At 41.8% G+C, this 12,809-nt stretch carries 12 protein-coding genes; 4 read left to right on the forward strand and 8 right to left on the reverse strand.

Annotated elements, in window-relative coordinates; all coding sequences use genetic code 11:
- Window positions 1-49 precede the first annotated feature (49 nt).
- The 3 genes from M2R47_RS00925 to accC all read left to right on the forward strand — a co-directional run bounded on the left by M2R47_RS00925 (window position 50) and on the right by accC (window position 2,730).
- Window positions 50-646, forward strand: a complete 597-nt coding sequence (locus M2R47_RS00925) for an LOG family protein (protein WP_249097629.1) — start codon at window positions 50-52, stop codon at window positions 644-646.
- Window positions 647-948: 302 nt separating this feature from the next.
- Window positions 949-1,371 (forward strand): acetyl-CoA carboxylase biotin carboxyl carrier protein, encoded by a 423-nt coding sequence (gene accB, locus M2R47_RS00930; RefSeq protein ID WP_249097632.1) that lies wholly within the window; start codon window positions 949-951, stop codon window positions 1,369-1,371.
- A gap of 15 nt (window positions 1,372-1,386) precedes the next feature.
- Complete coding sequence (gene accC / locus M2R47_RS00935; RefSeq protein WP_249097635.1) at window positions 1,387-2,730, forward strand: acetyl-CoA carboxylase biotin carboxylase subunit; 1,344 nt, start codon at window positions 1,387-1,389, stop codon at window positions 2,728-2,730.
- A gap of 48 nt (window positions 2,731-2,778) precedes the next feature.
- Here the strand turns inward: accC and M2R47_RS00940 are convergent, their stop codons facing one another.
- From M2R47_RS00940 to prfA, 6 genes are all read right to left on the reverse strand, one after another.
- Window positions 2,779-2,940, reverse strand: a complete 162-nt coding sequence (locus tag M2R47_RS00940) for a hypothetical protein (protein ID WP_249097637.1) — start codon at window positions 2,938-2,940, stop codon at window positions 2,779-2,781.
- 79 nt (window positions 2,941-3,019) lie between these two features.
- Window positions 3,020-3,892 (reverse strand): LysR family transcriptional regulator, encoded by an 873-nt coding sequence (locus M2R47_RS00945; RefSeq protein WP_249097638.1) that lies wholly within the window; start codon window positions 3,890-3,892, stop codon window positions 3,020-3,022.
- 133 nt (window positions 3,893-4,025) lie between these two features.
- The gene (gene dnaX, locus M2R47_RS00950; protein ID WP_249097640.1) at window positions 4,026-6,029 is read right to left on the reverse strand and encodes a DNA polymerase III subunit gamma/tau; all 2,004 of its coding nucleotides are present in this window, start codon (window positions 6,027-6,029) and stop codon (window positions 4,026-4,028) included.
- A gap of 161 nt (window positions 6,030-6,190) precedes the next feature.
- Entirely contained in the window at window positions 6,191-6,403 is a 213-nt protein-coding gene (locus M2R47_RS00955; RefSeq protein ID WP_249097642.1) for a hypothetical protein, read from the reverse strand.
- 102 nt (window positions 6,404-6,505) lie between these two features.
- Window positions 6,506-8,026, reverse strand: a complete 1,521-nt coding sequence (lysS, locus tag M2R47_RS00960; RefSeq protein WP_249097645.1) for a lysine--tRNA ligase — start codon at window positions 8,024-8,026, stop codon at window positions 6,506-6,508.
- Window positions 8,027-8,225: 199 nt separating this feature from the next.
- The gene (prfA, locus tag M2R47_RS00965) at window positions 8,226-9,305 is read right to left on the reverse strand and encodes a peptide chain release factor 1 (protein ID WP_249097648.1); all 1,080 of its coding nucleotides are present in this window, start codon (window positions 9,303-9,305) and stop codon (window positions 8,226-8,228) included.
- A gap of 147 nt (window positions 9,306-9,452) precedes the next feature.
- On the opposite strand from prfA, the gene M2R47_RS00970 reads away from it, so the two are divergent.
- Window positions 9,453-10,112 carry a 3'-5' exonuclease gene (locus M2R47_RS00970; protein ID WP_249097650.1) on the forward strand — a complete coding sequence of 220 codons (660 nt, stop codon included), beginning with the start codon at window positions 9,453-9,455 and terminating at the stop codon, window positions 10,110-10,112.
- On the opposite strand, the gene trmA is transcribed toward M2R47_RS00970, so the two are convergent.
- Window positions 10,113-11,234, reverse strand: a complete 1,122-nt coding sequence (gene trmA, locus M2R47_RS00975) for a tRNA (uridine(54)-C5)-methyltransferase TrmA (RefSeq protein WP_249097652.1) — start codon at window positions 11,232-11,234, stop codon at window positions 10,113-10,115.
- 251 nt (window positions 11,235-11,485) lie between these two features.
- Complete coding sequence (locus M2R47_RS00980) at window positions 11,486-12,631, reverse strand: beta-ketoacyl-ACP synthase III (RefSeq protein WP_249097654.1); 1,146 nt, start codon at window positions 12,629-12,631, stop codon at window positions 11,486-11,488.
- Window positions 12,632-12,809: the final 178 nt, after the last annotated feature.

The following is a 12,809-nucleotide window of genomic DNA, read 5'->3' on the forward strand; positions in this document are numbered from 1 at the left end:
TTATTAAGATTTTTTAAAATAACTCAAATCCGTGAACGAGACTAGACAAATGAACACCCTAAACGCAATCGCCGTATACTGCGGCTCAAATTTTGGCAACACCCCCAATTATTATCATGCTGCCAAACTGATGGGCGAAACACTTGCCAAGCTAAACATCAGTCTTGTTTACGGTGGCGGTAATGTTGGGCTGATGGGTGCGGTTGCTGACAGCGTGCTAGAACATGGCGGCACTGCCATAGGTGTCATACCTACATTTTTAAAACAAAAAGAAGTTGCTCATTTCGGATTGACCACGCTCATCGAAACCTCAGACATGGCAACACGCAAGTATAAAATGATTGAGCTGGCAGATGGATTCATTGCCATGGCAGGCGGCATTGGCACATTTGAAGAGCTTTATGAAGTGTTATCACTCATGCAGCTTCGCCAGCATGAAAAGCCAATCGGCATTTTAAATACCAATGGATTTTTCGACAATTTTTTGGCAAGTCTACAACAGTGCATTGATGAAGGATTCATGCCACAAGCAACCATGGATTTCATCTGCGTGTCTGATCATCCTAATGATTTGATTCAGAAAATGCGTCAATTTCAATTTATTGATGCACAAAAATGGATACGCCCTGCTTGGCTTGACGCATAAAACTAATGACTTAGTGTTGCCACAACACCAAATAACCGACCTTTAGTATGCTTAAACTCACTGGAAATAACGACAACACAGCCATTTTTTAATAAATTATAAAAAATAATACAAAAAACACTTGCAATAAAAAAAAACGAATGTACACTATATTTGTCTAAAAAAATGCGTTTTTTGGCGTATTTTTTGAGTTTTTAACCGAACAACGCTCTTTCTAAGCTTTTGCTAGGTATTCTTGAAAAAATTTGTTACAATAAATGAGTGTTATTCATTCCTTCATTTGAGTTAAAAAAGGTGGTGCTATGGACATCAAAAAAATCCGCGAACTGATTGATTTAATGGAAGAAAAAGACTTAGTCAGCTTAGAGTATGGTCATGATGACAAATTTGTCAATCTTACTCGCAATGTGGCTGTCCATGCCATTTCTCCCACACCAATTGTCGCCTCTGCCCCTGTTGCTGAAGCCCCTGCTCAAAAGACTCCAAGTGGTAAAGTTGAAACTTCGCCAATGGTTGGTGTGTTTTATTCAGCTCCCAGCCCAAATGATCCGCCATTCGTTAAAGTCGGTCAAAAAGTACAAGCGGGTGATCAACTTGGCATCATCGAAGCCATGAAAATCATGAATCCTTTGGAAGCCACGCAGTCTGGCATCATTGAAGAAATATTGGTCAATAATGCTGAAGTGGTGCAGTTTGGTCAGCCAGTCATTCGCTATAAGGCTTAATTTGGGAAGTTTATCATGATTAAAAAACTTCTGATTGCCAATCGTGGTGAGATTGCATTACGCATTGTGCGAGCCTGTAAACAGTTGGGCATACAAACCGTAGGTGTGTACTCTACGGCGGATAAAGATTTGATGCACTTGCGTTTTGTTGATGAAGCGGTTTGTATTGGTGATGCTCCCTCATCTCAAAGCTATCTCAATACCAATGCCATACTATCTGCCGCTGAGGTTACAGGTGCAGATGCCATACATCCTGGTTATGGTTTTTTGTCTGAGAATGCTGACTTTGCCGAGAAAGTTGAAGAAGCTGGACTGACCTTTGTTGGTCCACATGCCGATCATATTCGCTTGATGGGCAATAAGGTTTCTGCCATTAACGCCATGAAAAAAGCAGGCGTACCTACCGTGCCAGGCTCTGTCGGTGCCATCACTTTGCATAATGCTGAAGAACAAGCTAAAGCCATTGGCTTTCCGCTGATTGTTAAAGCAGCGGCTGGTGGCGGTGGTCGTGGCATGCGTGTGGTGGAGCGATTTGAAGAGTTGATTAACCAAGTACAAGCAGCCAAAGCAGAAGCTGAAAGTGCCTTTGGTGATGACACGGTTTATATGGAACGCTTCTTAAAAAATCCACGCCATGTTGAAATACAAGTGCTGGGCGATGGCAATGGGAATGCCCTACATTTATTTGACCGTGATTGTTCATTACAGCGTCGTCATCAAAAAGTGCTGGAGGAAGCTCCTGCTCCAGGTATTCCAGATGACATCAGACAGCCAATCCTAGATGCGTGCGTGCGTGCGTGCGAACAAATCAAGTATCGTGGTGCAGGAACTTTTGAATTTTTGTATGAAGATGGTCAATTCTTTTTTATTGAGATGAATACTCGGGTGCAGGTAGAGCATCCTGTCACAGAAATGATTACAGGCATAGATATTATTTCTGAGCAACTAAAAATCGCTGCTGGATATGGTCTGTCTTATCGCCAAGACGAAATTACCATTCGCGGACATGCCATAGAATGTCGTATCAATGCCGAAGATCCAAAAACTTTTATGCCCTGCCCTGGAAAAATTGACGGTCTTTTCATTCCAAGTGGTGCAGGCGTGCGTTTTGACAGTCATTTGTATCAAGGATATGCCATTCCAAGTTATTACGATTCAATGATTGGCAAGCTCATCTGTCATGCACAAACTCGTCATCAAGCAGTCGCTAAAATGTTGCATGCACTTGATGAACTGGTGATTGAAGGCATCAAAACCAACATTGCCTTACATCGTGATGTGATTTTACAAGATGCTGATTTTGTCCAAGAAGCACAAAACATTCATTATCTAGAAAATCACTTACTAAAAGCAAAATGATTAATTGCCATCATTTGTCAAACACAAAGGAGTATTCCTTTGTGTTTTTTATGACCAAATATCTTTGTCAGATTGACGATTTTTTTGGTGTTTAAGCCAGATGAAACGCCATGACTGACGCTGCTGTCTGGCAATCGCATGTCTTTGACGAATGGCTTGTTTTACTAGGCGCTTAGCACGAATGTTGGCAGGGTGATGTTTTTTCTGCATTGTGTCACGGCATGATGATTTGGATGATTTTGTTATGATCAATGGCTTGTATGGGTACTTTTCATCATTTTTTTAAGAACTATTGGTTAAAATACGCCATAAGAACCTCTAAGCATTTTTTGGTTTTGGTTGGTAACTGTTCATTGGTGCTGCTAATGGCATTTAAGGTTAAGCTCGGCAACGCATAATCAGCAAGTATGGGAATGAGTTTGCCATCATCAATGTAGGATTTGGCATTAAGTTCATTTGCTTTGACAATGCCATGGCCTGATGACGCCAAAGACAATGCAATCTGCTGGCTGTCAGTGATGAGTCGTGAATTCATACGAATGCTGAATTTTTTACCATCTTGTTGAAATTCTAGGTTTTTGCTCGCTTGTTCACCATCTGCAATGAAAGCATGAGTAAAAAGATCTTTGGGCGTGCTGATGGCTTGATGTTGCTTCAAATAATCTGGCGACGCCAGCAATATTTGCCCAATCTTAGTCAGGCTAATACCTCGTGAATGATTTTCTAGCACGATTGTCAAATCAATGCGATTGTCAATGGCGTTTGGCGTATCCGTACAAGAGATGATGCTGAGTGATAGTTTTTCATGCTCTGCCAGCCATCGACTTAATGCAGGGATCACAAATCCGTGAGCAATCTCTGTTGATGTGGCGATTCTAAGCATGCCAGTCATTTTGGCTTTTAATTGATTGATATTCTCTCGCCCTTCTTCTGCAGATTTCACCATCTGTAAGGCGGCGTGGTACAGACCCTCTCCTGCTTCACTCAAACTCAACTTGCGAGTAGAACGGTACAATAATACCACATCCAAATCCTCTTCAAGTGAGCGTATTTGCTGACTGACCGCACTGGTCGTAATGCCCAACTCTCTGGCAGCCGCACCAAATGAACCATGACGCACAACGCTGGCAAATACCGCCATGCCTCGCAATTTTTCTAACATAACACACCGTTACCTTTATCCAATCGTCTATCCCACCAAATTAGTGTTTGTCATCAGACATGCTTACCCATTAAGCAGGTTCATTTTTTTCATTTTATGCCAAATGGGTAGAGATTAAGTTTTTGTATGAATTTTATGAATCAAGCGTTAATTTTATGCTTGATAAAATTGGCCTGCCATCATCAATGATATAGCCTTGTTGCCAGAGTTGTTGTACGACAGGACTTTCAATGATCTGATGTTTGGCATTGATAATCACCGCAGCTTCACGCTCCTGCTGCCGTATGTAAGGAGTGGTGCTTCTTTGTTCATCTGTTAGTATCGGCAATTCATCAACCAGCGTCATTTTTGGCAAACGCTCACAAATCTTAGCTTTGGCGGAATTAAAACTGGTAGTCACTTGGGCATTATGACTGTCTACGCATAGTGTGCTGATGCCATTCATGCTTCCTACCATCTGACTGTGATTTAGCAACGCCAATTCATCATTATCAAACAAGCCATCATGACGAGCCACCGACAGCCAGTAATCCCATTTTTGAGCATTCCATTCACCTTCAAGTTTGATGGGCGGTGCAAGCAGTTGGGCTTGCAAAATGGATTTTGGACTTTCTGATGAGAGGGAGTTTTGATTTTCTTTAATAACAGGCATCGATTGTTGCACCTTTAAATCTTGATCCTCCTTGATCAAATCAGCGTTCAGATGCTCTTTACCTTCATCAATGGCGATGCTTGGCTTGGTCGTCTCATCATACAACACATCATCATTTAAGTCATCATTTGGTGTGCTCATACCCTCTTTGGGTAGGATATTTTGCCTCCCATCATGGCTAATATCAGCGACGGAATCATTGTCATGGATTCGCAAGACTGCTTCATCATGCGGGTGATTTAGACATTCTTCATCTTCTAGAATGTCCTCCTTGACAGGGGTATTGGTGGACTGGTGATGATCTTGCACCATGCTAGCATCGATTTGACTTTCAGGATCGTGTTTTTGCGTTGCTTCATGAGATGGGGAGTGTGTCAGATGAACAGATTCTTCATCAGTTAAAGGTCGAAAAGCCAGCAGTCTTAGAATGCCCATTTCAAGAGCTTGCATGGGGGTGTTTGCCAAACGCACGCCGTCTCTAGTTTTGATGGCAATCTCATAATACAATTGCAAGACTTCAGCAGGGATTTTTTGTGCTAATTTTTCGAATGCCAGCTTTTGCTCGTCATTTTTATCCATGGGCAATGGCAAGTACTGTATGATTGCAAGCTCATGCAACGCATTGACCAGCCTATCTAGTACTGCCACAGCATCTGCCATTTGCTGTCTTAATCGTGTGATGTGATTGGCCACATGAGCGGTATTGCCTACATAAATGTCATCAATCAAAGACAAGATATCCAGACTGCCCACCAATCCCAGCATCTGATTGACACCATCATCACTGATGGCACCACCACCAAAAGCAATCGCCTGATCCGTCAAGGACAATGCGTCACGCACCGAACCTTTGGCAGATTCGGCAAGTTGCCACACCGCTCTATCAGTATGATCAATGTGTTCTTGACTAAGAATGTGACTAAGATGTGCATGCAGCTGCTCTTGGGATAGCGGACGCAGTACAAACTGCAAACATCGAGATACGATGGTGATGGGTATTTTTTGGGGATCGGTGGTTGCTAGAATAAATTTAACATGCTCAGGTGGCTCTTCCAAAGTTTTTAAGAGTGCATTGAACGAATGCGTAGAAAGCATATGCACTTCATCAATCAAATAAACTTTATAGCGACCTTGAGTGGGGGCATAAGGAACATTTTCCAAAAGATCTCTGGTGTCTTCAACCTTGGTGCGGCTGGCAGCATCAATCTCAATCAAATCAATGAATCGCCCATCATCAATATTCATGCAGGCATCGCATTGCCCACAAGGCTTACTTGTGATGCCTGTCTCACAATTCAGACATTTGGCCAAAATGCGTGCAATGGTCGTCTTACCCACCCCTCTGGTACCTGTGAATAAATAGGCATGATGCAGTCGCCCTGTCTCAACTGCGTTGGAAAGTGCATGCCATACATGACTTTGCCCAAGAAGTTGGCTAAAGTTTTTTGGTCGGTATTTTCTGGCTAGAACTTGGTACTGTGGCATCGATCAAACACTTTTTTTAAATAATGGTCAAAAGTCATATTGTAACTTAAAATCCATAAGAATAAAAATTGAATTTATCGTGATTTTATGCCATATCTAACTGTCAATAATCGTCCGGCATTTTTGCCAATTTAAGTTTTTTATGCCAAATCAGCTCCTCATCACTCATCATCAAGACATTTGATAAGTAAGTGCCATAGTGATGGCTTTGAACACATATGAATGATAACACGATCTCCCATGCTCACCCACACCTGTATCAGGCAGTCTTTGCCAAGTGTTGTGCTTGGTCTGTCATGCAGCTCATCATGATTAAAGATTAAAAACAGCAGTATTTGATTGCACACCTGCCACGCCAAAGTAACGATGCACATGACTGCTCCTAACGAATGATTTTGATGTCGATTGATAGTTACTAATTTTTAAAAAAGGCAGGCATTAAAAAAGGCAGTGATGCCACTGCCTTCATGCCAACACTACGCTTTGTGTCGCATATGTGGAAATAAAATCACATCACGAATGCTTGGTGCGTTGGCAAATAGCATGACGAGACGATCAATACCAATGCCTTCACCAGCGGTTGGCGGCAAGCCATATTCCAATGCTTCGATAAAGTCGGCATCATAATGCATCGCCTCATCATCACCAGCATCTTTTTCGGCAACTTGCTGTCTAAATCGTTCGGCTTGATCGATGGGGTCGTTTAATTCTGAAAAACCGTTTGCCAATTCTCGTCCACCAATAAAGAATTCAAAACGGTCGGTAATGTGTGGGTTGTCATCATTACGGCGAGCCAATGGAGAGGTTTCGGCTGGGTACTCGGTGATAAAAGTTGGCTGGCGTAACTTTATTTCTACCGTCTCTTCAAACACGATGGTTTGTAATTTACCCAAGCCAAACGATGGTTTAACTTCTTCTTTTAGCGTATTTTTGACGAAATCCGCCAAAAACTCACGGTCATTAATATTTTCCAAAGTCAGATTCGGATTGTATTTTAAAATGGCCTCGCTCATTGGAATTTTAGCAAATGGTGCTTTAAAGCTAAATGTTTCATCTCCATAAGGCACATCAGTCGTTCCCAAAATGTCGATTGCCAGTTTTTCAAGCATGTTTTCGGTCAGTTGCATCAAATCTTTATAATCAGCATACGCTTGATAAAACTCAATCATCGTAAATTCAGGATTGTGTCGAGTAGAAACACCTTCATTTCTAAAGTTGCGGTTAATTTCAAAAACTCGTTCAAATCCACCAACAACCAAGCGTTTTAAATAAAGTTCAGGGGCAATACGCAGGTATAACTCCATGTCCAATGCGTTATGATGGGTTATGAATGGACGAGCAGACGCACCCCCTGGAATGATGTGCATCATTGGCGTTTCCACTTCCATAAAACGCTCATTCGCCAAATACTCACGAATGCCAGCAACCACTTTTGAGCGAATCTCAAAAGTTTTACGCGTGTCTTCATTCACCATCAAATCCAAATAACGCTGGCGATATTTAACCTCTGTATCACTCAAGCCATGAAATTTATCAGGCAAAGGGCGCAGTGATTTGGTCAGTAATTCAAAACTTTCCAAATGAACATACAAATCGCCCTTGCCAGAACGACCAATATAACCACCACCTGCAACAATGTCGCCCAAATCTAAGGACTTGATGAGATCTAAAGTATCGGCGTCCAGCCCTTTTCTATCCACATAAAGTTGAATGCGTCCAGTCATGTCCTGAATGACGATGAACGAACCACGATTGAGCATGACTCGCCCTGCGACAAAAGCATGGACTTTCTCGCCATTTTCAATGGCTTGCTTGTCCATACCTTCAAATTGGGTTTGCAAATCTTGAGCATAATCCTTACGCTTAAAAGTATTTGGATAAGCGGTTTTGCCATGTGTTTTGGCTTTATTTTCCAGCTCTTTTAATTTGGCAAGTCGCCCTGCGATCAAATCGTTTTCGCTGATTTTATTTTCAGAGTTTTGGGGTTGGTTTGACATAATGAGAACCTTAACTTTATATTAGAAAAAATATCATAAAATTCAGTAAGTTTGGGGCATGGGCTACGATACTACCTATTTGATTGATTTTTATGCCACTTGTTCAATCAATGTTGTTTGACTACCATAGGTGTTGCTCATTCTGGGGTAATTTTTGTGTAATTAAGTTAAAAATAATTACCCTTAAAACAAAACAATATCATTCCCCACCAATACTTGCCATCAAATCTGCTTGATGCTCTCTTAATAAACCATCTAAAAGCTCACTCAAATCCCCCTCCATGATGGCATCTAGCTTATACAAGGTGAGATTGATGCGATGGTCGGTCATACGTCCTTGTGGAAAATTATAAGTACGAATGCGTTCCGAACGGTCGCCAGAACCCACCAAGTTGCGTCTCATATCACTCGCTTGGTCAATTTGGGCTTGGACCTTGGCTTGTTGAATTTTAGCGACAAGCATTTTCATCGCTTTGTCTTTGTTGGCGTGCTGTGAGCGTTCTTGTTGGCATTCAGCCACCACACCTGTTGGGATATGCGTGATTCGCACGGCAGAGTCAGTGGTATTGACATGCTGACCACCTGCCCCACTTGAACGATAAGTGTCGATCCGTAGGTCGGCAGGGTTAATCTCAACCGTATCATCAATTTCTACTTCTGGCATGATGGCAACAGTGCATGCCGAGGTATGAACTCGTCCTTGAGATTCAGTCGCTGGGACTCGCTGGACACGATGAGCACCGCTTTCAAATTTTAAACGACCATAAACACCCACGCCTGACACACGGCTGATAATTTCCTTATATCCACCATGTTCGCCCTCATTGGCGGATAGCACTTCTACTTGCCAGCCTTGTGATTGTGCATATTTTTGATACATGCGAAATAAATCACCGCTAAAAATGGCTGCTTCATCGCCACCTGTGCCTGCACGGATTTCCAAAAACGCCGTTGCCTTGTCATTCGGATCTTTTGGAAGCATGAGTACATTAAGCTTCTCATTCAAGGTGGCAATCCTAGCTTTTGCATCATCAACTTCATCTGCCGCCATCTCTTTCATTTCAGGGTCGGATAGCAGTTCATTGGCGGTATCAAGGTCGCTTTCAGCTTGCAACAGATCTCGCCAAGCGTCAGTAATTTCGCTTAACTCGCTATGTTCCATAGAAAGGGCGCGAAATTTTTTGCCATCAGAAATGGTCTCAGGGTCTGATAGGAGTGCGGTAACCTCCTCAAAGCGGTCGGACATTTGATCTAAGCGAAGGCGTAGAGATTCTTTCATTTTTTTATTCAATGACTGTCTGTAAATCGGTTATTTTGCCATAAAATGATAAGTTTTGCATTAATTTTTGATATAATTAGGCATAAATTTTAGACCGCTGGTTTTGATTTTTTATCATTTTGACATTAAAAAACATCAGGAAAAATAATGAAAGCAATCATCCTAGATACAGAGACAACAGGCTTGAGTGCGCCGCATGCCACAGAGATTGCATGGATTGAGATTGAGACGAATTTTATGGCAACAGGATCGTCATTTAGTCAAAGATTCAATCCTTTAAAGCCCATTGAATCTGGTGCAAGTCGAGTTACTGGCATTCATGACAATGATGTCAAAGATGCTCCACCACATACGACTTTTAGACTGCCTAAGATTGATTATTTGATTGGTCATAACATTCGTTATGATATGGGCGTGCTACAAAATGCAGGCGTGGATTTATCACGCATCAAACCAATTTGCACCTGTAATCTGGCAAGGAAATATTTTGGTGAATTGTCCAAATTTAGTCTTGGTGCATTATTGATACATTTTTATCCTGATGATCAATTCAATTACCAAAATAACGCACACGGAGCATACCATGATGTACTATTCACCCATAAGGTACTGACTGCTCTTAATCAAAGGATTGGTGCTGCTGATTTTGAGGCATTGTTTTTAAGCTCTCTGCCCACAAAAATGCCTTTTGGCAAACATAAGGGTAAAGCTTTCGATGCCATACCGGATCAATATAAGCAATGGTTATTAACCATAGACATTGATATGGCATTAAAAACTGCACTACTTCAATCAATGAGCATATGATCACATACGCCGAGACAGCCAAACGCCACTTTCGATGTGATGCGTATAAGGAAATTGATCAAACAAGGCCATGCGTCTGATATCATGCGTTTGTGTTAGTGTAAGTAAATTGTCAAACAGCGTGTCAGGGTTGCAAGAAATATAAATGATGTTGTCAAAGTCTTGTAAAATTTTCAAAGTTTGGTCATCAACACCTGCCCTAGGTGGATCAACAAAAACCGTATTGAACGCATAATCATTCATATCAATGCCTGCTTCCAGCAGTCGCCTGAACTCACGCACGCCTTTGTGTGCTTGACCAAAATCCTCAGCAGACAGCCTTGCAATATCAATGTTGCTGATGCCGTTATGTGTGATTGCCCACCTGGCAGCATTGACTGACGATTTTGACAACTCGGTTGCCAATACTTTCTTAAAATATCCAGACAAAGGCAAAGTGAAATTGCCGTTACCACAATAAAGCTCTAACAAATCCTGTTTGTTAGCAATGCTATCAGCCACATCACAAGCAAAATTTAGCATGGCCTGACAAACTTGGGCATTTGGCTGGCTAAATCCCCCTTCAATTTGCTGATAATAAAATGTCTGCTTGCCACCTTGAACCTCCACCGTCATCTGCTCAATCACAAAATCATCAGAGATGACAATCTTTTGGCCACGGCTGCGACCGATGATTTTTATGCCTAAGCGATCTGCCAAAGCCCCTGCCAAATCCTGCCATGTTTGATCCAGTTTTTTATGATAAATGAGTGAGACAAGCATGTCTCCTTTTAAGGTATTTAAAAAATGAATTTCAAAAATTCGCTCCGATAGCACAGCATTCGCCTTTAATTCAGTCAAAAGCACGGACATCAATTCGTTAATCTGCCGAGTGGCGATTGGAAATTCATCAAGGCGAATCACGGTCTTTTTGCCTGCCTCATCACGCTCAAACATCGCATAAAACATGTCATCATCACTGTGCCAAATACGAAATTCAGCACGCATACGAAAATGGCTTATTGGTGATTGATGAATTTCAAGCATTGGTGGCTCAAAACAGGCAAATTGTTTTTGAATGCGTGCAACTTTATTTGCAAGCTGTGCTTGATAAGTGTTGTCGTTCATGATGGGTGCGGTCATTTTTTTGTTTACCATAGATGATAAAAATCAACTCATCATGGTGAATAAGTTGATGGTTGATTGAATGTTAAGATGAGAGTTATTATAACAGATGGTTTATGTTTTATACGAGTGTTTTTTGGTTTTGTTCTATAACATGGATTATGTTAAATAATAAGTTCAAATCAGCTCCAAATGGAGATATAAAAATCCCCCTAAAAACTATTGTCCTTAGGGGGATTTTGATGAGGCTGTCTTAAAATGATTGGTGGTCAAACTTTCTTGATGATGACCGAACCGATGGAATACCCTGCCCCAAATGAGCAAATCACTCCCAAATCACCAACATTCACGCCCTCTTGATATTCATGAAAGGCAATCATTGGGCTGGCAGAACTGGTATTGCCATACTCAGCGATGGCAATTGGTGCGATGCTCTTATCCGCATCCTTGCCCATGACTGTACGCAAGATGAGATCTATCATATTGATGTTGGCTTGGTGTAGCCATAGGCGTTTAACTTCATTGACGGGAATGTGATTTTCCGATAAATGTGTGCTGATGATTTCCGATACTTTCGGACAGACTTCTCGAAAAACCTTACGCCCTTCTTGTGAAAATAATTTATCCGTTACTGGCTCTTTGATATCAAAGTGCATGTCTTGACCAGATGCCAAGTACTCACTTCTGTCCATAAAGCCGTATTCATTTTTGATGTTGGTAGAAAATTGAGTGTATAACTTACAGTCTAAAATTTCATACCCTTTTGGCGTATCAAGTTCTTCGATGATGGTTGCGGCTGCAATGTCGCCAAAAATGAAATGGCTGTCACGATTTCGCCAGTTGAGATGCGCAGAGGTAACCTCAACATTGATGACCGCCACACGCTTTGCCACGCCAGCTTTAATCATGCCAACCGCCTGTGCAATGCCAAAAGTCGCCGCACTACATGCCACATTGGTATCAAAGGCAAAGCCGCCCACCATGCCAACAGCATGCTGAATTTCAATGGCAATCGCTGGATAGACACGCTGAAAATTTGAACAAGCACAAATGACGCCATCCAAATCCCCACCCTTCAATCCTGCATTGTCAAGAGCTTGGTTAAGTGCATTCACCCCCATCTCTGCCATGATAGACAACTCTTCGCCAAGCTTTCTGGCTGGCACGACTGGCGCCATGATTTTTGGGTCCAAGATGCCTTTTTTATCAATGACATAACGAGACTTGATGCCTGATGCTTTCTCAATAAATTCCGCACTAGAGTGCTGCAATGCCATTTTTTCGCCTGCTTCAATAGCGGCTGCATTTTGAGTGTTATAGTCGTCCACATAAGTATTGAATGCCGCAACCAATTCTTCATTGGTGATTTTGTCTTTTGGCTTATGTAAGCCTGTGGCGGTAAGATAAATTGCCATATGTTTTCCTTACTCTTGGTTCTTGGTCAAAAAAGACTTCGTCAGTTTACCATAAAAATGTAAGCATTTGTAAAAAAATACAGTCGTTTACAACTATCCAAGGTATCATCATGATGGGGGTCGCTTCATGATTGTCCTGACAAAATACTCATGTTGTCATGATGTCGCCTTTTCATAA

The sequence above is a fragment of the Moraxella oculi genome, from assembly GCF_023336735.1.
GTDB classification, from domain to species: domain Bacteria; phylum Pseudomonadota; class Gammaproteobacteria; order Pseudomonadales; family Moraxellaceae; genus Moraxella; species Moraxella oculi.

Coding starts and splice junctions, on each gene's coding strand:
- M2R47_RS00925 (WP_249097629.1), top strand. CDS start 50: ATGAACACCCTAAACGCAATCGCCGTATACTGCGGCTCAAATTTTGGC.
- accB (WP_249097632.1), top strand. CDS start 949: ATGGACATCAAAAAAATCCGCGAACTGATTGATTTAATGGAAGAAAAA.
- accC (WP_249097635.1), top strand. CDS start 1,387: ATGATTAAAAAACTTCTGATTGCCAATCGTGGTGAGATTGCATTACGC.
- M2R47_RS00940 (WP_249097637.1), bottom strand. CDS start 2,940: ATGCAGAAAAAACATCACCCTGCCAACATTCGTGCTAAGCGCCTAGTA.
- M2R47_RS00945 (WP_249097638.1), bottom strand. CDS start 3,892: ATGTTAGAAAAATTGCGAGGCATGGCGGTATTTGCCAGCGTTGTGCGT.
- dnaX (WP_249097640.1), bottom strand. CDS start 6,029: ATGCCACAGTACCAAGTTCTAGCCAGAAAATACCGACCAAAAAACTTT.
- M2R47_RS00955 (WP_249097642.1), bottom strand. CDS start 6,403: ATGTGCATCGTTACTTTGGCGTGGCAGGTGTGCAATCAAATACTGCTG.
- lysS (WP_249097645.1), bottom strand. CDS start 8,026: ATGTCAAACCAACCCCAAAACTCTGAAAATAAAATCAGCGAAAACGAT.
- prfA (WP_249097648.1), bottom strand. CDS start 9,305: ATGAAAGAATCTCTACGCCTTCGCTTAGATCAAATGTCCGACCGCTTT.
- M2R47_RS00970 (WP_249097650.1), top strand. CDS start 9,453: ATGAAAGCAATCATCCTAGATACAGAGACAACAGGCTTGAGTGCGCCG.
- trmA (WP_249097652.1), bottom strand. CDS start 11,234: ATGACCGCACCCATCATGAACGACAACACTTATCAAGCACAGCTTGCA.
- M2R47_RS00980 (WP_249097654.1), bottom strand. CDS start 12,631: ATGGCAATTTATCTTACCGCCACAGGCTTACATAAGCCAAAAGACAAA.